Here is a 22,228-nt window from a genome sequence, read left to right as displayed (position 1 = left end):
TATAGCACTTGAAAATGCTTATTTTTCTGTGCACTATTTTTTTATGGATGAATATATGTATTATAGAAAACTCAAAGGAGAATCTCATGAAACGAAACACATACATCGATTTTCTAGCTTATTACGGAATAGGGAGTGCTCATCCTGGTGGTTTTACGTTAACGAAGCAATTACTATCTCAATTGCCACTTAGACACGAAGCAAATGTTCTTGAGATAGGTTGTGGGACGGGGAAAACAGCGGCGTATATGACAAAAGAATTGGGTTATAAAGTGACAGCGGTTGAAAAGAATGAAATTATGATACAAAAAGCGAAAGATAGATGGTTGTTTGATGGTTTAAATATACAATTGATTCAAGGCGATGTAGAAGGGTTACCGTGTTTAAATGATTCTTTTGAGCTTGTACTTGGAGAATCTATACTCGCTTTTACAAATAAAGAAAAGGTTATTTCGGAATGTTATCGTGTATTACAAAAGGATGGGAGACTTGTTGTCATTGAAATGATTACCGAAAAACATATTGAGAAGAAAGAGGAGGAAAAGATTGGACAGTTATACGGTATGAAAGAATTATTAACTGAGAATGAGTGGATTCATTTATTTAAAGCAGCAAATTTTAAAAAAATTACAATTGCGGGTGGCGGAACTATTGCAGAAACAGTTGCAGGACATGTGGAGGAGCCAGAGTGGAATGTATCACCGTTTATTCCGGAAGAATTGTATGAGGCGTGGGTGCAACACGAACAAGTACTGCTTATGTATCAACATATTTTAGGGCATCGGATTTTTATATGTGAAAAATAGAAAAAGAGTTGGCTAAAGATAGTCAACTCTTTACTATGTTAGATGAAAAATAATGCAGCCAAAGTAATTCCAAAAATAAAGCCAAATCCGAGTTCAAGACCCCAGCCACCGCCAAAGCCACAACCGCCGCAACCACGACGGCCACATCCGCAGCCACCGAATCCACCACCGAATCCACCATCGAATCCACCACCACATCCAAATCCACAGTTATCACATCTGCTAAGACCGCCGCAAATATCACATCCGCCGTTTGAATATGCGCCATAGTATCCAAATCCTGTATCAAAAGATGAACGCTGCTGTACTGGCTCAATCCAAACAGAATCATTTGTCACGTCTATTATTTTTCCTAAATGGATATGACCATCACGATCTTCAATTCGAACAACTTTTCCGAAATAACGTTGGCATGTATTATAACATTTTTGTCTATGCATGTTCTTTCCTCCTTCCGTATTACCGTAATACGATATGTAAGCAGGACAAGTGCGGCTTGTACGAATGACCTATCTATCATAATTGTTATACGAAAGGGGAAATATACGAACAGGATACATAACGAGGAGGAAGAGAAATGAAATCTACAGACCAATTTCAGACGTACGAAGTTCCTTGGGAGGAATTAATAGAAGCACTGCGAGGTGAAATGAAGAAACAAGTAGGAGCGGATATTATTGATACGGTCGTATGTAATTTGAAAGATGGTTTTGAAGTGTATACATATGTGCAGGGTGATTTGGATTTCGAGTATACAGAAGCTCTTGAACGAAAATATGGGAGTGACGGGAAAATCCCTAATTTGTTAACAGTTATGCTGGTAGCTAGCATTTATAATACGGGTGAAGAGAATATACGTTTACATGCAGATAATAAAGATAATCCAATTGTTGAGGTATATGTGAAGCAATGAAACACGCTGTGAAAGGCGTGTTTTTTATTTATATGATAAAATGTTAGAAAATTAAGAAAGAAGGCGAGTGAATTGAAAATTAATCATCTTAATTTAACAGTTATAGATGTAACAGCTGCTAGAGAGTTTTTAGAAAAATATTTTAGTTTAACTTGTAGTGGAACAAGGGGGAATGCCTTTGCGGTTTTGCGGGATAATGATGGGTTTATATTAACTTTAATGAAAGGGAAAGAAGTTCATTATCCGAAAACATTTCATGTAGGATTTCCACAAGAAAATGAAGAACAAGTTAATAAAATTAATCAAAGATTGAAGGAAGACGGATTTTCAGTCGAACCGCCTAAACATGCACATGCGTATACGTTTTATGTCGAAGCACCTGGAGGATATACAATTGAAGTGATGTGCTAATTAAAAATCAAACTTTTTGCTAGGAGTTTTTAATTTTAAAAGTAGGAAAAGTCTGTTTTAAGGGTGGAGCTTAAACAGGCTTTTTTACTTATATAATTGGATAGAAAATGCTAGAAGGAATATTACCAAGTTATATATCTATTTACATAATAAAGTTATGGTTCGTTCGTTGTCCTAAAATACAAGTCATATATCTTGTTTCCCCTCATAAATTTAAACATAGGAATTTGTCTACAAAGGTGGCGAAGCCTCATCATGAAAATTCGAATTTGTGCCACGTTCATGTTGTTTCTATTTATATGTTTACCTTTTTCAGTTTTTGCAAAAGGAGAGGAGGCAAAGGAAAGGGTCGTTTCACTTGTATATGATGATTCGGGCAGCATGAGAAATAACGATCGCTGGAAGTATGCCAATTACGCCTTGCAAAGTTTAGTTGCGCTATTAGATGAGAAAGATAAATTTTCTTACGTTCCAATGAGTAAGCCAAATGATCCATTAAACATTTCGTTAACAAAGGATCAAAGGCAAACAGAAATTAATGGAATCGGCGCGTGGAAAACATATTTAAATACTCCATTTAGCGCAGTAGAAACGGCGATGCAATCTATAGAGAAGGAAGCAGATATAGATGGAAAACGTGAATTTTGGCTTATTGTATTAACTGACGGGGCATTTAATGATTTGGAGAAAGATAAGATTGGCGGAAAAGAACAAATTACACAGAAGTTAGCACAGTTTAAGAAAGAGATGGATTCTAAAAAGATTTCTTTACACCCAGTCTTAATCACGATGGAAGAGGATTTAGGGCAGCAAGAGAAGTTGCAGTTAAATACGTTTAAAGAGATTTGGAAAAAAGAAATGAATGGAGTTGTCATGCCGTCTAGCGGTGAGGATGGTATTGTACAAAGTGTGAATCACGTGGCAGCATTAGTTGCAAATCGTGATCCATTTTCTTCTGTTGAATCGATTGTCAAAACGAAAATAGTAGGGAAAAAAGTAGAGATTACAACACCGTTTCCATTAAAGCGTATGACGCTTGTACGACAATCACCTTCTTTGTCTAATTATAAAGTTATGCAACTTTCCAAACCGTTACAATTGCAGTCTTCTTTTTCTATACATGCACCAGGAGAAGCTAAATTATTCGGAAATATAGTGCATGTAAGTACAGCGAATCAGGAAGTGATTAAGCCAGGGACATATACGATAGAAGTGGATCAGGACATTGAGAAAGAGGGATTACAAGTACTTGTTGAACCAGCGCTTAATTATACTGTTTCTACGTACGACAAAGATGATAAAGATAGAAAAACGCTTGAAAAAATGTATGAAGGTGTGACAGCTGTTATTGAAGCGAAACCTACTGAATTACCAATTCAAACTTCTTATTTCGAAGCAGAAGTAGAAATAGACGGAAAGCAGTATCCGATGAAGTGGGATGATAAAAGACATGTGTTTTATTACGAGACAAAGGTTGGTAAAGAGTTAGTACGCGGGAAAGTCCATATGAATATAAAGGGATTTTATAGACAGACGAAAGAATTCAAGATTGAACCAGCTGAAAAACCAAAATTAACACTTCAAGCTGTTACGAAAGATTATGAAGAAAAGGTAACAAATTTAGAAAATAGTAAACCATTTATTTTACAGCCCCAGTTAAATGGTAAACCGATGACAGAAGAGGCTGTAAAGAAACTATTAAAATCTACTGGTGTCACATCGAATCAATCGATCAACTATGAATTAAAACAGCATGGTAGTCAAGTTTATTTTTATCCTCGACCTTATTACTCCGACACATTCAATTTTACAGATACCGGCACCGTAGAGGCTACCATCACGATCAATGATTCAACATTACAAGAAGTAAAGGAAAAGATCGTACTGCACATTGAAAATGCGCCGTTTTTTGAGAAGTATGCGCTCATTTTTAAATTTGTAATTCCTATCACTTTATTACTTCTAATAGTAGGAATTATTATTTTAGGATGGATTGTTCGTCCGAGATTTCATAGGAAAGCATTACTATATTACGAATGGGATCAAGAAGTAGCGAAAGATTGGCTTTATCAATCTGAACCAGAGTTACTTAAAAATAAATGGTGGAAGCACTATTTTGGCATTCCATTCCGAGCAGAAAGAAAGACTGTGCAATCTGTAACATTAATAGCGAAAAAAGGATCGAAATCTATATTTGTAGCGAAAGAATCGCAAGTGGTTGGGATGATTATTGATGGGATGTTTATAACAGAGGAAGAGGTAGGAATGGAGCATAAGACGTTGTATCCAAATGAACTTTTAGTAATTGATAGAGGATATGGTAAGGAGATTTACCGGTACGAATGTGAATAGTAGATAGGGTGTAAGAGGGGCGGAGGAGGCCCGGCTCTCTTTATTCTTCTTTTCAAACAAGCAAGAATAGGAAGGTGGTTCACATGACATTACAAGTTCCAACAATTTTAATTGGCTTAGGTGGAATCGGTAGTACTGTCACACATCAAATATATGAAAGATTACCTGAGGAGCGTCGTAAAAAGGTAGCGATGCATGTATTTGATACAGATGTGAATACATTGAGTAAATTTGATCATATTCGGAAGTTTAAGACGCAAACGAGCTCGAGTAAAACACCGAGAGAGTATATTGCGGGAGATCCAACGATTCCAGAGTGGTTTCCGATGGACCCGACTATACTTGATAAACCGTTAACAGAAGGGGCTGGACAGTTACGCGTCATTTCACGGTTAGCGTTACGTGCTGCGATGAAAGAGGATAAACTCACATCGTTTTGGCAAGAAATCGAGAAGATTTTTCCAGTTACAAGTGATCAGACCGAATATGGTGTACGTGTCATTATTGTAACATCACTAGCCGGCGGAACAGGTTCAGGGATGTTTTTACAAATCGCATTATATTTGCGTGAGATGCTCCGGAAGAAATTGCAGCATCATAACATTTTAATTCGTGGTGCGTTTTTAATGCCAGATGTTTTAGTTAAGACGAGAACGGTTAGTGCGAAAGAGTTTGAAACTGTGCAAGCGAATGGTTACGCATCGTTAAAAGAGTTGCACGCTATTACACTCGGGTCAACTGGTGAATTATCAAAACGAGGCGGCGTAACGATTGAATTAGAATATCGTCCTGATCAAGTGGATGAAGATGGAAGAACGAATCATACGATAAAGCAGCATCATTTACCGTACAATTATTGTTTCTTATATGATTATGAAAATTTACATGGGCACCATTTGCACAATTTATCGGATTATATGGAGCAAATGGCAAATACAATTTATTTACAGTTATTTAGTCCAATGTCTGCAAATCATTTTGCACAAGAAGATAACCAAATTCAGCAATTGGCAGAATCGAGTGGGAAAGGGAGATATTGCGGAGCAGGAACGGCGAAGCTCATTTATCCGTATGAGCACGTTTTGAAATACTGTGCTTTAAAATGGGCGGTGCAAGGTTTAGATGAATCGTGGCTTCATTTAGATCAACTGTTTCAAGAGAAGAAGCAAAGATACGATCAAGATGTAAAACGTGGTATGCAGCGTGAACAGCCAGAGCGTGGGAAAAGTTATTTAGAAGATTTAGAGCATCTTGCTACTCGTCCAGAACAGGCTCATATTTTTTATAGACAAATGTTCAATGAGACGCGCGAAGGAGCAGAGGGCAGTAAGGTTGGTGTCGCGAAGTCTAAGTTGTTTTTAGAGGCTGTCGAAAGCTATGTACACCGTACAGTGCAAAAAGATGAAGAATTAAATCGCCTGCAGCATGAGTGTAAAATATCGGCTGCGAAGCTTAAAATGATGGAACAAATGAAGGGGGAAGTAGCGAGAGTTGATCATGCGGTTCGTTTATATGCTTATGCCATTCCGAGCCGTGTACATGAGCATGTTACTACCCTTCTATATGACATGATCGAATCAGACCGTTTTACACCGAGTGGCTCAGAAGGACAGTCTTACCAATTAAATACATGGTTTTTAAAGAAAACGGATCCAGTTCATCCAGTTGCAGCACGTTTTATGCTGTATGAAATTCGTAAGCAGTTAGTAGAGAAGATGAATCGACTACATGAAAATAATGAACAAAAGCGTAATTTAATTCAAAACTACGATAAGAAATTTAATGTGAGTAATATTGATGGAACTGTAACGGCTGTTCGCCGCGTTGAAATTGCGCAGCAACAAGGCTGGGTCGGGAAAATGTTTTACAATCAGCAACGTGTGTTCAAAAAAGAATTTGAAGATATCGTAACGCAATATGTCCACAAATTAAGTGAGTATCGTAAAGAAATGTTATTAGAACTCGTGTATCAATCGCTATACCAAGCAGTTGATAAAATGATTCAATATTGGGAAAGGTTCTTTGATAATTTACACGAAACACGTGAAAATTTATTGTTTGAAATCCAAAAGCGAAGCAAGGAATTTGAGGGGAAAACGAACCCGACGAATGTATACGTATTAGCTGAAGAGAAATTGCAAGAAAAGATTTGGCAAGATATGCAGCAGCATTTAAATTTAGGTGTATTACCGAAAGATATATCGTCCGAAATTTATATGAGCTTGTACGGGGAATATTGTCGTGATGCGAAAGCCGAAGAAATTCAGTCGAAAAAGGTGGAAGACTTCTATCGTGAACATATATTGAGTTATTGTTATGACGAACTTCAAGTGCGCTATCGTGACAAACTAGAGCTTAATATCGTTGAAGCATTGCGAAAAGAAGCAGATTTCAAGAAACGTGATCGTGATGAATACGTTCGTGAAAAAATTGAAGATCTTTTCCATTTAGCAAGTCCGTTCGTTCCGAAAGTTTCTCATCATAGAGAGTTACAATATTGGGGCGTACATCCTTCTTTAAAACAAGAATTGCAAGAAGAGTTATTGCAAGAAATGTTTAAAGAAAAAGATACGGTAAACGAGGCGTTTTCACCATTTGAAGTGATTTGTTATCGTGCTCATTACGGATTATCGCTACAAGATTTTCCTAAGCTTTCATCTGGACATATTGCGAATGGTTTTATGAACGATAAAGGTGATTATTTTCAATCGTATTATCGCCGCGTTAACAAATTAAATAGTAAAAAATCTAGTTTGACGCCGCATTTAGATAAGTATTGGCACTTACCAGCCTTTATGCCAGACTTGAATGCAACGCAAACGAAGTTAGATTACGACAAATGTAATCGTGCTCTTCTGTACGCGTATATGTATCGCTGGATTAGCTTAGTTGCTGTTGATGGACAATTCGTGTATCAATATAACGGTGTCGGCCGTAGCTTTTTAATCCAGTCGATGGGGAAAAATATTTCAAGTGAAAGTTATAAGTTGCACAGAGCATTGCTTCATAATCCGTTTATTTATGAAAACATCTTGTCACGATTTGAAGAAGAACAAGAAAAGGCAATGATACAAGGTGGACATTTATATACACATGCATTTGTATTAGGCGCTCAAGATATAAGATGGCTCCGTAAAGAGCATGTTCATAATATTTTAGATATGATTTTAATGTATGACCGTGAGGCAAAATATGACCCGACGTTAGAAGAAACATCTGACGATTTGTTAAGGCTATTCCTTGATGAAATTGAGTTGTATTTCCAAAACTATTACGGAACAGGTGCAGATATGGTTGCGAAGAAAGAGAAAGAGATGTTTATGAAACAATTGTGGGATCGTTCGTATGCGAAAGGGTATGTGGATCCAAATAGTGCGCCTTATAAAAAATGGCAAAATGTATTACATGTTCCCGATGAAGAAGAAGTGCCAAAAACGAATGTATAATGAGTGAAAAGGGAATCCTTAAGAATGACAATACAACTTTAGAAATGAGGGATTCCGATGCCATTTTTAGGAAGTGTATATCAAATATTTGGATTATATCCAGAAATTTATTATGGAATGATTTCAGCGGAAATCGCTGAACAACAAATGGAAGAACAGAAAGAACAAGAAAATCAAGAGACTGAATTATAAAACCATGCAGGCTACTCGCCTGCGTGGTTTTTTCGTGTTACAATAAAGCGAATTTTTTAAGGGAGAGAATAAGATGAAATGGATATACTTTATTATTATTAACGTTATAGCATTTAGTATGATGGGGCTTGATAAGCGAAAAGCAAAGAAAAAGCAGTGGAGAACGCCAGAAAGTACGTTGTTTTTATCAGCTGCAGCTGGAGGAGCGGTTGGAGCTTGGATTGGTATGTATATATTTCATCATAAGACACATAAAAGTAAATTTGTCTTCGGTATTCCAGTGCTCGTTATTATAACAGTAGGAGTGTTTTTATACATATAAAGGATTTGCAAGAGGAATGTCGAAAGAAATGCAGATTGAATATTGGTAAAGTAAGCATGTGAGACTTTATAATGGAGAAAAAAAGAGAAGAGGAGAAAAAGGAAGATGGGGAGTCAAACAGCAGAGCAAAAGCAGGGGATTATATATGCAGCAGGTGCGTATACGATGTGGGGAGTCCTTCCGATTTATTGGAAATGGGTGGAGGAAGTACCGGCAGATGAAATATTAGCGCATCGCATCGTTTGGGCATTTGTTTTTATGTTGTTAGTTTTAGGAGTAACGAAGAGGTTTCGTCAGTTTGGTGGGGAGTTAGTGGCCCTTTTTAAACGACCTAAATTATTAATGTCATTAACAATTGCTTCGGTACTTATTAGTGGAAACTGGTTTGTATACATATGGGCCGTAAATCATAACCATGTAATCGAAGCAAGTCTTGGGTATTATATTAATCCACTTATAAGTATTTTACTTGGTACAGTTGTTTTAAAAGAGAAGCTTAATTTTTGGCAATATGTTGCGGTTGGTTTAGCTGGATTGGGCGTTGTTATTTTAACGATACGTTTCGGATCAATTCCATGGGTTTCTCTTTCACTTGCTTTTTCATTTGGATTATATGGATTAACGAAAAAATTATTAAATTATGATGCAACAATTGGGCTTACGATGGAAACGATGTTAGTGACGCCATTTGCACTTATATATTTGTTTATGACAGGAGTTCATGGCTTTGGTTCGTTCGGTTCTATTTCGGCAATATCAACGTTTCTTTTAATAGGGGCAGGTATTGTTACAGCGTTACCACTCTTTTATTTTGCTAAAGGAGCACAACTTATTCCGCTCTATATGATAGGGTTTTTACAATACATCGCGCCGACTATTAGTTTAATTTTAGGTGTGTTCGTTTTTGGTGAACATTTCACATCTACTCATATGATTGCGTTTTTCTGTATATGGATTGCTTTATTTGTCTTTTCAATGGCGAAAACAAAGTTTCTACTACAGAAGCAACCAAAATTTATTAAAAATAAATCAGCAAAAGTATCATAATGCGTAGTATTTTCTACGCATTTTTCTTTATACTTATATTATATAGAAATTCCATTATAGTCAGTGAGGAGCTGAAAAACATGGAAACAATTTTACATAATGATCCACTTATAGCAGCTATAATTTCTTGGTTTTTAGCACAGTTAACGAAAGTCGTTTTTAAATTAATAAAAACAGGCGAGTTTGATTTTGCTAAGTTCTTTGCTTCAGGTGGAATGCCAAGTTCGCATGCTTCGACTGTTACTGCACTTGCTACAGGTGTCGGAGTGGTGGAAGGTGTCGAGAGTCCAATATTTGCGGTTGCCGCTATTTTTGCCATTATTGTTATGTACGATGCTTCAGGAGTAAGGCTTGCGGTAAGTAAGCAAGCGAAAATATTGAATGATTTTTTTCATGGTAGACAAACAGAATATAAAAAGTTAAATGAGCTCGTTGGACATACACCGTATCAAGTTGTTGTTGGTGCACTATTAGGAATTGTTGTCGGGGTTGGGTATTGTTTGTAAGCAGAATGTGTGTAATACACGTTCTGCTTTTCTTTGTTTTCATACATATTTAGATGAGTTTTCGAATATCGTATACGGACTTAGAAAAGGTGGGTGAGCGGTGTGCTACTATATGACAAAGTGCATGAGGAGATAGAGCGGAGAACGACTGCACTTCAAACGATGCAAAGGCAAGACGGAACGTGGCAATTTTGTTTTGAAGGAGCTTTGCTAACGGATTGTCACATGATTTTTTTACTCAAATTATTAGGACGAAATGACGAAATAGAACCGTTTGTGAAAAGGTTAGCATCTCTTCAAACAAATGAAGGGACTTGGAAATTATACGAAGATGAAAAGGGAGGGAATTTATCCGCGACGATTCAAGCATATGCTGCTTTACTTGCTTCGGAAAAATATTCGAAAGAAGATATGAATATGAGGCGAGCTGAAATGTTTATTAAGGAACACGGGGGAGTTTCTCGTGCTCATTTTATGACGAAATTTTTATTAGCGATTCATGGAGAATATGAATTTCCTGCGCTTTTTCACTTTCCAACGCCAATCTTATTTTTACAAAATGACTCCCCCCTCAGTATATTTGGGCTAAGTAGCTCAGCGCGTATACATTTAATTCCGATGATGATTTGTATGAATAAGAGATTCCGTGTAGAGAAAAAGTTATTGCCAAATTTAAATCATATTGCAGGCGGGGGTGGACAATGGTTTCGAGAGGAGCGGTCTCCGCTGTTTCAATCGTTTTTAGGTGATGTGAAAAAGGTAATATCTTATCCATTATCGTTACATCATAAAGGATACGAAGAAGTAGAGCGCTTTATGAAGGAGCGTATAGATGAAAATGGAACATTATATAGTTACGCCAGTGCTACGTTTTATATGATTTATGCTTTGCTTGCATTAGGGCACTCTATTCAGTCTCCAATTATTGAAAAAGCTGTGACAGGATTAAAATCTTATATATGGAAGATGGACAGAGGAAGTCATTTGCAAAATTCTCCTTCTACCGTATGGGATACCGCTTTACTTAGCTATTCATTGCAAGAAGCTAAAGTTACAAATGAAAATAAGATGATTCAAAGGGCGACGGAGTATTTATTGCAAAAACAACAAACTAAAAAGGTAGATTGGAGCGTACATGCATCATCACTTGTAGCTGGCGGTTGGGGATTTTCAGATGTTAATACGACGATCCCTGATATAGACGATACTACAGCTGCCCTTAGAGCGTTAGCGCGAAGTAGAGGGAATGATAGAGTAGATGATGCGTGGGGAAGAGGTGTGGAATGGGTAAAAGGATTGCAAAACAATGATGGAGGCTGGGGAGCTTTTGAACGAGGGGTAACGAGCAAGTTACTATCGAATTTGCCGATTGAAAATGCGAGTGATATGATAACCGATCCGTCCACACCAGATATTACAGGTAGGGTGTTAGAATTATTCGGAACGTATGCACCGAATGAATTGCTTGAAGAGCAAAAAAAGAAAGCTATCAAATGGTTAATGGATGTACAGGAACAGAATGGATCATGGTATGGAAAATGGGGGATATGTTATATATATGGGACATGGGCAACGATGACAGGCTTACGTGCATTAGGAGTGCCTTCTATTCATCCATCGTTGAAAAAAGCAGCTTCATGGCTCGAACATTTGCAGCATGAAGACGGAGGGTGGGGAGAATCCTGTCAAAGTAGTGTAGAGAAAAAATTTATTTCTTTACCTTTTAGTACACCGTCACAAACAGCGTGGGCACTTGATGCACTCATTTCTTACTACGATCAAGAAACACCGATTATTCGAAAAGGAATTTCATATTTGCTTGCGCAGTCTACTATGAATGAAAAATATCCTACTGGTACAGGGTTGCCGGGGGGCTTTTATATTCGCTATCATAGTTATGGGCATATATATCCGTTACTTGCTTTAGCGCACTACGTAAAGAAATATAGAAAATAAACCGAGAGATACTCTCGGTTTATTTTGATGGGTAGTAGGTCCCTGTTGAAAAGAATAAGGAACGTTGTAGTGCCTTATTTTTCTGTTGATTGGCGTTTTTGACGTGCATCAGCGGCATTTGCACGTGCGTTTGCTTCTAAGTCATTGTGGTCAGCGAGTTCGCGAGCGAACTCAACATCAATGCCATCGGCAGCTTTGTTTCGATTTACATTCTTTTTTTTCATTCGACACAATCTCCTTGTGTTTTATGCGGTGTTGCAAAGTTAGTTTGACACAAATAGACTTTTTTATACAAAGAGGATTTGGAAAGCATAGAGCCGAAATATACAATATAACTAATAGAAATGGGGGATAGAGATGGACTTGTTGAATGGGAAAACAGCTGTTGTAACGGGTGCTGCGCAGGGGATTGGAAAAGAAATCGCACGAGTGTTTGCAAAACTAGGGGCCAAAGTATTAATTAGTGATGTAAATGAAGAGAAGCTACAAAAAACGACACGTGAATTATCAGATGAAGGGTATGATGTGAGTTTATATCGATGTGATGTGAGTAATCAAAATGAAGCGAAGTCTTTAATTGAATATGCGGTGCAAAAATTTGGTACATTACATATTTTAGTGAATAACGCTGGGATTACAAAAGATGCAATGTTACATAAGATGGAGAAGTCTGCTTGGGAACAAGTATTACAAGTGAACTTAACTGGCGTTTTTTATTGTATGCAGCCAGCACTTCTTTATATGAGACAACAACAGTATGGACGGATTATTAATATTTCTTCTATTAGTAGGGAAGGAAATATTGGACAAGCAAATTATGCGGCTACAAAAGCAGGGGTTGTAGGCTTAACAAAAACAGCAGCGAAAGAGGTTGGAAGTTTTGGTATTACGTGTAATGCGATTTGTCCAGGGTTTATGGATACTGATATGACAAAAACAATACCGGATAAAGTAAAAGAGAAAATGGTTGGAGCGATTCCAGTTGGAAGAATCGGAACGCCGGAAGATATTGCAAACGCAGCTGCCTTTTTAGCATCAGAGTATGCCTCTTACATTACAGGAGAGGTATTAAATGTGAGCGGTGGGTTGCAAGTGTAAATGAATACATAATGAAAAGAACCTGACCGAGTAGGTCAGGTTCTTTCTCGTTAATTTAAGTTAATCCAAACGCTCTTCACTTCTGTATAGTTGTTCAGCGCGTAAGATCCCATTTCGCGGCCAAGGCCAGATTGTTTAAATCCTCCAAATGGAGATGCTGCATCAAAGACGTTATAACAGTTTACCCATACAGTACCAGCACGTACTTTACTTGCAACATAGTGTGCTGTTTTAACATTTTCTGTCCACACACCAGCCGCTAAGCCGAATTGTGATTTATTTGCACGTTCAATTACTTCATCAATATCGTTAAAAGGTATTGCAGAAATAACTGGACCGAAAATTTCTTCTTTTGCGATCGTCATTTCGTCATTTACGTCAGCGAATACTGTAGGAGAAACGAAGTAGCCTTGATCGAATGGATTACTTCCTCCGCAAAGTACTTCAGCGCCTTCTTCAATCCCTTTTTCAATGTAGCTCATTACACGTTTTTGTTGTTCTTCGGAAACGAGAGGACCGATTGTTGTTTCAGGGTTAAGACCGACACCTTGATTTAGTTTTTTAGAATAGAGGACGAGATCAGCCATGACATTATCATACATTTTCTTTGGAATAAATAAGCGTGATCCAGCAGAGCATACTTGTCCTTGGTTAAACATAACACCAGAAAGTGCACCAGGAATCGCGCGAGATAAGTCGGCGTCTGGTAAAATAATGTTCGGTGATTTACCGCCAAGCTCTAAAGTAACACGTTTCAATGATTCAGATGCTTGTCGCATAATTTGTTTACCGACTGGAGTAGAACCAGTAAATGCAATTTTATCAACGAGTGGATGATTAACAAGTGCTTGTCCAGCTGATTCACCGAATCCAGGAACGATATTAATAACACCTTTCGGGAATCCAGCTTCTTCAATTAATTCAGCTAAGTATAGAGCGGATAGTGGAGTTTGTTCTGCAGGTTTTAAAACGATTGTACATCCTGTAGCAAGCGCAGCTCCCATTTTCCACATTGCCATAAGAAGTGGGAAGTTCCAAGGGATAATTTGACCGACGACACCAACAGCCTCATGGCGTGTATAGTTAAAGTAATCACCGGAAACAGGAATTGTTTGACCAACAATTTTCGTCGCCCAGCCAGCATAATAGCGCATATGCTCAATTGCAAGTGGTATGTCTGCCGCCATTGTTTCACGGATTGGCTTTCCGTTATCTAACGTTTCGAGCTGTGCGAGCTCTTCTTTATGCTCTTCCATTAAATCAGCGAGCTTGTACATAAGACGGCTGCGTTCAGCAGTGCTCATGCGTGACCAAGGACCTTCATCGAAAGCCATTCGAGCAGCTACCACAGCTTTATGAATGTCTTCGCGACCAGCTTCAGCAACGATAGCGAGTGTTTCACCAGTTGCTGGGTTAGGAGTTTTAAAAGTTTTTCCGGAAGCGCTTTCAATGAACGATCCGTTCACATATAGTTTCTTTGTGCCTTGAAGAAATTTCTCTACCTTTTCATGAAGATTTACAGCTAGTTGACTCATTGTATAACCCCCTTGAAAATATAATTTAAACGCAGTACGAGACGGCGTTTATTCCGAAATCAAGGATGTAGGAACTAGATGGAAAGCCTCTAATTTAAATCATAATTAACAAATGCTGAAAATTCAAATTTCATTTGTGTTACAATTGTAAAAAATATGTAATGTAAGAGGGTCTTCTATATGATTATAAAAAATCCTGCTTGTTTTTGCTTTCTAGTAGGAAAAACTAGAAGAACAATGGTACAATTATACATCGTGAGAGGAGGGGGAAAATGAAGAATTATCATGATGATCCGCGCTTTCGAGTTGCCCATAGAGAAGCGTTAATTGGTCTTGGATTAGCTATTATTAATTTTATAATATGGTATGGATTTGCTTATGGGCTTGGAAGTAAGGATCCGAGTGAATATACATATGTATTAGGTTTTCCAGCATGGTTTTTTTATAGCTGTATCGTTGGATTTATCGTAATGGTTATTTTGCTTATTTTAGTTGTTCGTTTTTTATTTCAAGATATTTCACTCGATGAGGAAGAAAAAAGTGAGGAATGATAGATGAATTGGTATGTAATAATCCCAATGATAATTTCTTTTATCGTTGTGTTTTTAATTGGTGTATATGCATCAAGACGTGTACAAGCAACCGCTAATAATAAATTTTTACAAGAATATTTTCTTGGTGGGCGTGAACTTGGTGGCTTATTATTAGCTATGACGATGATTGCTACGTACGGTAGTGCAAGTAGCTTTATCGGCGGGCCTGGTATTGCTTACAATATGGGTCTTGGATGGGTGCTGTTATCAGCGATTCAAGTTGTAACAGGATATATCGTTTTAACGGTTATTGGTAAAAAGTTTGCTATTATCGCTAGAAAGATGGAAGCAATTACGCTTATTGATTATTTAAAGGGCAGATACAATAATAAAGCGGTAGTTGTTCTTTCTGCGTTATGTATTATAATCTTTTTGTTCTCAGCAACAGTAGCCCAGTGGGTTGGCGGCGGACGATTAATTGAGTCGCTAACAGGACTTTCCTACACAACGGCACTATTTTTATTTACATTTTCTGTACTTGTGTATGTGTTAATTGGTGGATTTCGTGCAGTCGCTTTATCAGATACGTTATTAGGAATCATTATGTTAGTCGGAACAACAATCATTTTAATTGCTACTGTCATTGCTGGTGGCGGAGTTGAAAAGATTATGCAGGAACTTATTCAAATTAATCCGAATCTAATAACACCGTTCGGAGCGGATGGAAGTTTAACGAAATCATATGTCACATCATTTTGGATTTTAATTGGGATTGGTGTCGTTGGATTACCGCAAATTAGTGTGCGTGCTATGTCTTATAAAAATTCAAAAGCTATGCACCAAGCATTAATCATTGGAACGGTTGTCGTCGGTACAATTATGATCGGTATGCATTTAACAGGTGTGTTTGCAAGAGTAGTCCTTCCAGGCATAACGGTACCAGATAAAGTAATGCCGCTACTCGCGATGGAAGTGTTGCCACCTTGGTTAGCTGGAGTTTTCTTAGCTGCACCAATGGCAGCGATAATGTCTACTGTGAATTCATTGTTATTACTTGTAAGTTCGTCAATTATTAAAGATATATATGTGAACTACATAAATAAAGATGCCGCGGATAGTACGATAAAGAAAGGTAGCCTATTGATTACTGGTATCGTAGGATTACTCGTATATGCTGCCGCTATTAAGCCACCAGACTTTTTAATTTGGTTAAATTTATTTTCTTTCGGTGGTTTAGAAGCAGCGTTCATTTGGCCGATTGTGTTAGGTTTATATTGGAAAAAAGGAAATGCAACTGGAGCTCTTGCATCTATTCTAGTTGGAGTAGGCTCCTATATGTTAATTCATCTTTGCTTCCCTAATCCATTTGGTATACATACAGTTGTTTTCCCGATTTGCTTGGCGTTTATCGCTTACATCATTGGAAGTATGAGTGTTGTGAAAAAAACAGTATAAGTTAGAAGAAAAACGTAGTCCATATAGGACTACGTTTTTCTTCTGAATTTGTTCTTTTCTATTCTGTATATCCATGGTTATTCATAAATTAATAACAACTGAGGGGATGGAGTTGAGGTCGATGAAAAAAGTGTTGTTTTTGGGAGACCCGGGAATTGATGACTCTTTAGCAATTATGTATGGATTGTTGCATCCTGATATTGATATCGTTGGAGTCGTAACTGGATATGGGAATGTAACGCAGGAAAAGGCGACGAGTAATGCGGCGTATTTATTGCAAATAGCTGGCAGGGAAGATATACCTGTTATTAATGGTGCTAAAATACCTTTGTCTGGTGATTTTGTGACGTATTATCCAGAAATTCACGGCGTAGATGGCTTAGGACCTATTAAACCCCCAAAAGCTTTTTCACCAAATATAAAACCCTTTTGTGCATTTTTCGATATTCTTGAAAAGTATAAAGGAGAATTAATTATTGTTGATGCTGGTAGGTCAACAACATTGGCAACAGCTTTTATTTTAGAAAAACCGATGATGAAGTATGTGAAAGAATATTATATAATGGGCGGTGCGTTCTTAATGCCTGGAAATGTTACACCAGTCGCAGAGGCGAATTTTCATGGTGATCCTATTGCGTCACAATTAGTTATGCAAAATGCAAAAAATGTGACAGTAGTGCCGCTTAACGTTACATCCGAAGCAATTATTACACCAGAGATGGTAAAATATATTACGAAAAACTCTAAAACAAGTTTTAATAAGTTAATCGAACCGATATTTACGTATTATTATAAAGCTTATAAAAAGTTAAATCCCAAAATAACAGGTAGTCCAGTACATGACGTTGTTACAATGATGGTAGCGGCAAATCCATCTCTTTTAGATTACGTGTATCGTCGTGTTGATGTAGATACGGTTGGAGTTGCGAAAGGGGAAAGTATCGCTGATTTTCGCCCGCAACCTGAAGCAAAAGCGTTGAAAAATTGGGTTAAAATTGGCTGGTCTTTACATTATAAAAAGTTTCTAGAGGATTTTGTGAAAATTATGACGTAGACATAATAGTAGCATACAAGTTAAAATAATGGAGATGATTGTTTAAATAATCATCTCCATTATTTTGTTTTTAAGAGATAAATAGAGAAGAGTTACACAATAGGAGAGGAATTTTACTTGAAAAAAACTATAGTATGCGCAGTGGTTGTGGGTATTTTTGTTTTGCTAATATCAGGTAACTTTTTAGTGAAAAAAGTTTGGAGTTCAAATAATGATGATGCGGAATATATAGCATCCTTTATTGAAGAACATAAAGATGAAAAAAATAGCGCGCTTCTAGTAAAGAGAAATGATAAAGTTGTTTATTCTGTAAATCCAAATGTTGTATTGCCAGTTGCTAGTACGATGAAATTAATTGTGGCGCTTGAATATACGAAACAAGTTACCGAAGGGAAAATTGATCCGTATAGTTTCGTCTCAATTAATGATGTGAATCGTTATTATGTACCAAATACAGATGGTGGTGCACAAGACAGGTGGCAAAATTATTTGCAAAAAACAGGGAAGATAACTGAAGGAGCGGTTTCTTTAGAAGAAGTTGCAAAAGGAATGGTTAAGTTCAGTTCAAATGCAAATACTGAATATTTAATGGAATTGTTAGGGCTAGATAACATTAATCGAAATTTACAAAGCTTATCGCTCCCTGCACACCAACCACTATTTCCGATTGTTTCATCATTATATATTCCAGGATATTTGCATAAAGAATTACATGTTCCAAAATATAAAATAGAGAAAAAGTTAAAAGAAATGTCCCAAGAGCAATATCGAGAGTATGCCATGATTATTCATGAACGCTTAAAAAAGAAGGGACCATTATTACAGAAGGAAATTCCTCTTTATTTAGAGGAACGATACGACAAAATTTGGTCGGATAGATTGCCTGCTGCTTCGGCAAATGATTATATGGTATTACTTCAAAAGGCAAATCATAAGGGTGGTCTTACAGAAGCTGAAGAAAAAGTGTGGGCGAATATCGTTGAAACAGATATGAGCGCAAAGAAATATCGTAAAACATTCAGGCATGCTGGACAAAAGAATGGTTATACACCATGGACGGTAACTAAAGCAGTTTATGCAATGGATAAACGCGGAAACTGTACAGAAATTGTTTTCTTAGCAAATAATTTAAATGAAGATGACAGTGCTGAAATACGTAAACACTTAGCAAATTTACATTTCCAAGTGTTGCAAAGTGATAAGTATGATGCGACTTTTATTAAATAAACTCGGTGCTATAAGCACCGAGTTTATTTTTACGTACAAGCACTTTTTTGCCATCCCTGGGTATGATGGGTAGTAATACTTAGGTGAGAGGGGAAAAGGTGATGAAACAGAGTAAAGAAGAGTTTATAAAGAGTGAAGGCGCTGATTTCCCTGGGAAAACATATGTGGATTGTGTATTACAGCATGTATTTGATTTTCAACGCAATTATTTATTGAAAGATATGTTTCAAGTGCATAGGGCACATATTATTATGTTAACTGAAGAAAAGTTGATGAAAAGAGAAGAAGCTAAAGTTATACTAACAGCACTTAAAAAGGTAGAGGCAATTCCCAAGGATAGATTATTATATACGGAGCAGCATGAAGATCTTTTTTTCTTAGTTGAACATTTGCTTTCTCAAGAAGCAAAGTGTGAATTTGTAAGTAATATGCATATCGGTAGAAGTAGAAATGATATGGGTGTAACGATGTATCGCATGAGTTTACGGCAATTTGTATTGCGGTTAATGGAACATCATTTATTGCTGCAAGAAAGTATGCTGGAGCTCGCCGGTGAACATATGGAAACAATTATGCCCGCGTATACACATACCCAACCAGCGCAGCCGACAACATTTGGTCATTATGTTTTGGCAATTTACGATACGATGCAACGAGATTTAGAAAGAATGAAAAAAGCGTATCATCTTTTAAATCATTCTCCAATGGGGGCAGCTGCCCTTTCTACAACAAGCTTCCCAATTAAGCGAGAACGAGTGGCACAGTTACTTGGGTTTACAAATGTAATTGAGAACTCATATGATGCTGTTGCTGGAGCGGATTATTTATTAGAAGTTAGCTCGTTACTAATGGTAATTATGACGAATACGAGTAGGTGGATTCATGATTTTTTACTATTAGCGACGAAAGAATATGATGGGATTACTGTAGCGAAGCCATATGTGCAAATAAGTAGTATTATGCCGCAAAAACGAAATCCTGTTTCAATAGAACATGCCCGTGCTATTACGAGTAGTGCTTTAGGGGAAGCATTTACTGTATTTCAAATGATTCATAATACACCATTTGGCGATATTGTCGATACGGAGGATGACTTGCAGCCGTATTTATATAAAGGAATCGAAAAGGCGATTCGTGTTTTTTGTATTATGAACGCAGTTATTCGAACGATGAAAGTAGAAGAGGAAACGTTAAAAAATCGTTCATATAAACATGCGATTACGATTACAGATTTCGCAGATGTTTTAACAAAAAACTATGAAATACCATTTCGGCATGCACATCATGCAGCAAGTGCGATTGCGAATATGTCATTGGAGCAGAAAAAGGAATTACATGAATTAAATTTCAAAGACATAAATGTATACTTACAAGAAAATTTGAAAGTAAATTTATTAGAAGAAGAGTGGAAAGAAATTATATCACCAGAAGCTTTTATTCAAAAAAGAAATGTATATGGTGGACCGAGTAAAAAAGAGATGGAGCGTATGATTAAAAATCGAAAAGAGTCATTTCAAAAAGAAGAAGAGGTATTTGAAAAGGAAAAACAAAGAATTTTACAAGCTGAAAATGATTTGAATACGTTAGCTTCGAATATTATTGAATCGTAAAAGAGGGATTTAATGAATTAATCGCCAATACTTAATGAAACTATAAATAGAGAGAAGAGATTGTCGATGATTCAATTACATGTATATGAAGAGATTCTTAATTTTACAGAAGAGGTTACACCATTTTTAGAGAAGAATGAGCAGGAAAATAATCTCATATTAGGTGTATTACAAATGGTCCAAGAACCGATATTTATAGGAGTAGCAAAACAAGGGAAAGAAATTGCAGCTGTATTTCTTCAAACAGAAGAAAAGAAACAAATAATTGTTGCTACGTCTGAGATTTCGGCAGTAGCTATTAAGGAACTTGCAAAAGAGTTAACGAAAGTATATCCAAATATTCCTGGATTGATTGGTAATAAAAAAATCGTACAGAAATTAGCGGAAGAGATTGCAGTGTTAGAGAATAAGAAAACTAATGTTGCAATGGAGCAAGGGATATATGAATTAAAACAAGTAAAGAAAAAGTGGAACGGAGATGGAATCTTTCGAGAAGTAAGTAGTGATGAGCTAACATTAATAGAGCAGTGGATATATCAATTTTGCGAAGATGTGAAGCTTCCTACTACGAAAGAAGAAGCGAAACAAACTGCTCATACATTAATTACTAATCATCGTCTATTTGGTTTAGAAGTAGACGGGAAGATTGTTTCTGTAGCTGCAAAAACGAGACCGACTACAAACAATATAACAGTTAATTTTGTATATACACCGAAAGAAGCTCGGAAAAAAGGGTACGCATCTAGTTGTGTCGCTGCACTTAGTCAACGTATGTTAGATGAAGGCTACAAAACAACGACATTATATACGGACCTGGCAAATCCAACATCAAATAAAATTTATCAAGAGATTGGTTATGAGAAGATGATGGAGTCTGTACTCATATTTTTAGAGAAATAGAATGAAAAGGCACGCTATTATAGCGTGCTTCTTTGTTATTCATCAATTCGAATTACTTCACCCTGCGGGAAATTCTCAGTTTCTAGTAAGTTACGAATAGCTTTCGCAACATATTCAGGTGACAGTAGCTTTCCTTCTTCTTTTAATGCGGTGAATCGATCTAAGTTAATAAAGTCTTCTTTATTTGTATTACGAATTTGTGCTTGCATATTTGTATCAACAACACCAGGTGCGAAAGCGACAGTTTTTACAGGATATTCTTTCTCCACTTCTTCAGTAGCTACGCACTGTGTAAACATATTTACACCGGCTTTCGTTGTACAATAAGCTCCCCATCCGAAATAAGGATTTTTTCCTGCACCAGATGAAATATTTATAATGCGTTTATCTACTTTCCAGTCTTTCGTCTGTTTCATGAAAGTGGAAGTAAGGATCATCGGTGCGATTAAATTAATATGAACGTTCGTAATGAATTGTTCACTTTCTGATTTTTCAATAGGTTTCATTGGTGCAACTGTGCCTGCATTATTAATTAAATGAATCGATGAGACATTGTCTTTTTGAATAGATGAAAAGATTTCGTTAAAATGAGTTTCTAAATTATGTACATCTTGAAGATCTATGGAATGGAAAATACAATTGCTGTCGTTTTGCTCTGCGAGTTTTGTAAGGTTTTTATTTTCTCTCCTAGAAATAGAGATAACGGTTGTATTTTCTTCTAACAATTGCACGGCGATTGCCTCACCTAAACCTTGTGAAGTTCCTGTTACGATAACGTAGCGCATAGTGTAGTAAACTCCTCTCCATATATGTGGAATTTTGTTGGACAACGTACATTATATAGTTTGTCTACATTTTATAGTAT

Annotated in this window: 21 protein-coding genes; 17 read left to right on the top strand and 4 right to left on the bottom strand. The window is 36.9% G+C overall.

Annotated elements, in window-relative coordinates; all coding sequences use genetic code 11:
• Window positions 1–86 precede the first annotated feature (86 nt).
• Entirely contained in the window at window positions 87–806 is a 720-nt protein-coding gene (locus DET63_RS05250) for a class I SAM-dependent methyltransferase (RefSeq protein ID WP_113936071.1), read from the top strand.
• 38 nt (window positions 807–844) lie between these two features.
• Here DET63_RS05250 and DET63_RS05245 read toward each other — a convergent pair whose 3' ends face one another.
• A complete protein-coding gene (locus tag DET63_RS05245) occupies window positions 845–1,246 on the bottom strand; it encodes a hypothetical protein (RefSeq protein WP_113936070.1) in 402 nt (133 codons plus the stop codon).
• A gap of 137 nt (window positions 1,247–1,383) precedes the next feature.
• Here DET63_RS05245 and DET63_RS05240 point away from each other — a divergent pair, with 137 nt between their 5' ends.
• The 9 genes from DET63_RS05240 (at window position 1,384) to DET63_RS05200 (ending at window position 11,951) form a co-directional block, all read left to right on the top strand.
• On the top strand, window positions 1,384–1,719 hold the full coding sequence (locus DET63_RS05240; RefSeq protein ID WP_002014341.1) for a hypothetical protein: 336 nt from the start codon (window positions 1,384–1,386) through the stop codon (window positions 1,717–1,719).
• A 72-nt stretch (window positions 1,720–1,791) separates the two neighbouring features.
• A complete protein-coding gene (locus tag DET63_RS05235) occupies window positions 1,792–2,130 on the top strand; it encodes a VOC family protein (protein WP_002087749.1) in 339 nt (112 codons plus the stop codon).
• A 255-nt stretch (window positions 2,131–2,385) separates the two neighbouring features.
• Window positions 2,386–4,482 carry a vWA domain-containing protein gene (locus DET63_RS05230; RefSeq protein WP_113936069.1) on the top strand — a complete coding sequence of 699 codons (2,097 nt, stop codon included), beginning with the start codon at window positions 2,386–2,388 and terminating at the stop codon, window positions 4,480–4,482.
• A gap of 83 nt (window positions 4,483–4,565) precedes the next feature.
• Complete coding sequence (locus DET63_RS05225) at window positions 4,566–7,928, top strand: tubulin-like doman-containing protein (RefSeq protein WP_113936068.1); 3,363 nt, start codon at window positions 4,566–4,568, stop codon at window positions 7,926–7,928.
• Between the two features lie 57 nt (window positions 7,929–7,985).
• Window positions 7,986–8,120 carry a hypothetical protein gene (locus tag DET63_RS05220; RefSeq protein WP_002014348.1) on the top strand — a complete coding sequence of 45 codons (135 nt, stop codon included), beginning with the start codon at window positions 7,986–7,988 and terminating at the stop codon, window positions 8,118–8,120.
• A gap of 73 nt (window positions 8,121–8,193) precedes the next feature.
• Entirely contained in the window at window positions 8,194–8,442 is a 249-nt protein-coding gene (locus DET63_RS05215) for a DUF1294 domain-containing protein (RefSeq protein WP_113936067.1), read from the top strand.
• A gap of 105 nt (window positions 8,443–8,547) precedes the next feature.
• Window positions 8,548–9,489 carry an EamA family transporter RarD gene (gene rarD, locus DET63_RS05210; protein WP_002014350.1) on the top strand — a complete coding sequence of 314 codons (942 nt, stop codon included), beginning with the start codon at window positions 8,548–8,550 and terminating at the stop codon, window positions 9,487–9,489.
• 80 nt (window positions 9,490–9,569) lie between these two features.
• Window positions 9,570–9,995 (top strand): divergent PAP2 family protein, encoded by a 426-nt coding sequence (locus tag DET63_RS05205; RefSeq protein WP_000447809.1) that lies wholly within the window; start codon window positions 9,570–9,572, stop codon window positions 9,993–9,995.
• 102 nt (window positions 9,996–10,097) lie between these two features.
• A complete protein-coding gene (locus tag DET63_RS05200) occupies window positions 10,098–11,951 on the top strand; it encodes a terpene cyclase/mutase family protein (protein WP_113936066.1) in 1,854 nt (617 codons plus the stop codon).
• A 74-nt stretch (window positions 11,952–12,025) separates the two neighbouring features.
• On the opposite strand, the gene DET63_RS05195 is transcribed toward DET63_RS05200, so the two are convergent.
• Window positions 12,026–12,175, bottom strand: coding sequence for a YfhD family protein (locus DET63_RS05195; protein ID WP_002066466.1), 150 nt, complete (start codon window positions 12,173–12,175; stop codon window positions 12,026–12,028).
• 133 nt (window positions 12,176–12,308) lie between these two features.
• Here DET63_RS05195 and fabG point away from each other — a divergent pair, with 133 nt between their 5' ends.
• Complete coding sequence (gene fabG / locus DET63_RS05190; RefSeq protein ID WP_113936065.1) at window positions 12,309–13,049, top strand: 3-oxoacyl-ACP reductase FabG; 741 nt, start codon at window positions 12,309–12,311, stop codon at window positions 13,047–13,049.
• Between the two features lie 50 nt (window positions 13,050–13,099).
• Here fabG and dhaS read toward each other — a convergent pair whose 3' ends face one another.
• Window positions 13,100–14,584 (bottom strand): aldehyde dehydrogenase DhaS, encoded by a 1,485-nt coding sequence (dhaS, locus tag DET63_RS05185; protein ID WP_002066470.1) that lies wholly within the window; start codon window positions 14,582–14,584, stop codon window positions 13,100–13,102.
• A 272-nt stretch (window positions 14,585–14,856) separates the two neighbouring features.
• On the opposite strand from dhaS, the gene DET63_RS05180 reads away from it, so the two are divergent.
• The 6 genes from DET63_RS05180 (at window position 14,857) to DET63_RS05155 (ending at window position 21,363) form a co-directional block, all read left to right on the top strand.
• The gene (locus DET63_RS05180; protein ID WP_002014357.1) at window positions 14,857–15,135 is read left to right on the top strand and encodes a YhdT family protein; all 279 of its coding nucleotides are present in this window, start codon (window positions 14,857–14,859) and stop codon (window positions 15,133–15,135) included.
• Between the two features lie 3 nt (window positions 15,136–15,138).
• Window positions 15,139–16,572 (top strand): sodium/pantothenate symporter, encoded by a 1,434-nt coding sequence (gene panF, locus DET63_RS05175; protein WP_016092055.1) that lies wholly within the window; start codon window positions 15,139–15,141, stop codon window positions 16,570–16,572.
• A gap of 121 nt (window positions 16,573–16,693) precedes the next feature.
• Window positions 16,694–17,626 (top strand): nucleoside hydrolase, encoded by a 933-nt coding sequence (locus DET63_RS05170; RefSeq protein ID WP_016092054.1) that lies wholly within the window; start codon window positions 16,694–16,696, stop codon window positions 17,624–17,626.
• 117 nt (window positions 17,627–17,743) lie between these two features.
• Window positions 17,744–18,853: a serine hydrolase gene (locus DET63_RS05165; protein WP_113936064.1), complete on the top strand. Its 1,110-nt coding sequence runs from the start codon at window positions 17,744–17,746 to the stop codon at window positions 18,851–18,853.
• 101 nt (window positions 18,854–18,954) lie between these two features.
• Window positions 18,955–20,463 (top strand): argininosuccinate lyase, encoded by a 1,509-nt coding sequence (argH, locus tag DET63_RS05160; protein ID WP_113936063.1) that lies wholly within the window; start codon window positions 18,955–18,957, stop codon window positions 20,461–20,463.
• Window positions 20,464–20,529: 66 nt separating this feature from the next.
• Window positions 20,530–21,363, top strand: coding sequence for a GNAT family N-acetyltransferase (locus DET63_RS05155; RefSeq protein ID WP_113936062.1), 834 nt, complete (start codon window positions 20,530–20,532; stop codon window positions 21,361–21,363).
• A gap of 35 nt (window positions 21,364–21,398) precedes the next feature.
• On the opposite strand, the gene DET63_RS05150 is transcribed toward DET63_RS05155, so the two are convergent.
• On the bottom strand, window positions 21,399–22,148 hold the full coding sequence (locus DET63_RS05150) for a (S)-benzoin forming benzil reductase (protein WP_113936061.1): 750 nt from the start codon (window positions 22,146–22,148) through the stop codon (window positions 21,399–21,401).
• Window positions 22,149–22,228: the final 80 nt, after the last annotated feature.

It is taken from the genome of Bacillus sp. DB-2, from assembly GCF_003315125.1.
Taxonomy (GTDB): domain Bacteria; phylum Bacillota; class Bacilli; order Bacillales; family Bacillaceae_G; genus Bacillus_A; species Bacillus_A mycoides.
Note: the sequence above shows the minus strand (reverse complement) of the source record. Positions and strands in the feature narration are given on the sequence as shown.

Bases quoted from the DNA above. Each gene is read 5' to 3' on its own strand.
- DET63_RS05240 (WP_002014341.1), top strand. From the start codon at position 1,384: ATGAAATCTACAGACCAATTTCAGACGTACGAAGTTCCTTGGGAGGAA.
- DET63_RS05225 (WP_113936068.1), top strand. From the start codon at position 4,566: ATGACATTACAAGTTCCAACAATTTTAATTGGCTTAGGTGGAATCGGT.
- DET63_RS05155 (WP_113936062.1), top strand. From the start codon at position 20,530: ATGATTCAATTACATGTATATGAAGAGATTCTTAATTTTACAGAAGAG.
- DET63_RS05220 (WP_002014348.1), top strand. From the start codon at position 7,986: ATGCCATTTTTAGGAAGTGTATATCAAATATTTGGATTATATCCAGAA.
- DET63_RS05195 (WP_002066466.1), bottom strand. From the start codon at position 12,175: ATGAAAAAAAAGAATGTAAATCGAAACAAAGCTGCCGATGGCATTGAT.
- panF (WP_016092055.1), top strand. From the start codon at position 15,139: ATGAATTGGTATGTAATAATCCCAATGATAATTTCTTTTATCGTTGTG.
- DET63_RS05150 (WP_113936061.1), bottom strand. From the start codon at position 22,148: ATGCGCTACGTTATCGTAACAGGAACTTCACAAGGTTTAGGTGAGGCA.
- DET63_RS05180 (WP_002014357.1), top strand. From the start codon at position 14,857: ATGAAGAATTATCATGATGATCCGCGCTTTCGAGTTGCCCATAGAGAA.
- DET63_RS05205 (WP_000447809.1), top strand. From the start codon at position 9,570: ATGGAAACAATTTTACATAATGATCCACTTATAGCAGCTATAATTTCT.
- rarD (WP_002014350.1), top strand. From the start codon at position 8,548: ATGGGGAGTCAAACAGCAGAGCAAAAGCAGGGGATTATATATGCAGCA.
- dhaS (WP_002066470.1), bottom strand. From the start codon at position 14,584: ATGAGTCAACTAGCTGTAAATCTTCATGAAAAGGTAGAGAAATTTCTT.
- fabG (WP_113936065.1), top strand. From the start codon at position 12,309: ATGGACTTGTTGAATGGGAAAACAGCTGTTGTAACGGGTGCTGCGCAG.
- DET63_RS05215 (WP_113936067.1), top strand. From the start codon at position 8,194: ATGAAATGGATATACTTTATTATTATTAACGTTATAGCATTTAGTATG.
- argH (WP_113936063.1), top strand. From the start codon at position 18,955: ATGAAACAGAGTAAAGAAGAGTTTATAAAGAGTGAAGGCGCTGATTTC.
- DET63_RS05230 (WP_113936069.1), top strand. From the start codon at position 2,386: ATGAAAATTCGAATTTGTGCCACGTTCATGTTGTTTCTATTTATATGT.
- DET63_RS05170 (WP_016092054.1), top strand. From the start codon at position 16,694: ATGAAAAAAGTGTTGTTTTTGGGAGACCCGGGAATTGATGACTCTTTA.
- DET63_RS05245 (WP_113936070.1), bottom strand. From the start codon at position 1,246: ATGCATAGACAAAAATGTTATAATACATGCCAACGTTATTTCGGAAAA.
- DET63_RS05250 (WP_113936071.1), top strand. From the start codon at position 87: ATGAAACGAAACACATACATCGATTTTCTAGCTTATTACGGAATAGGG.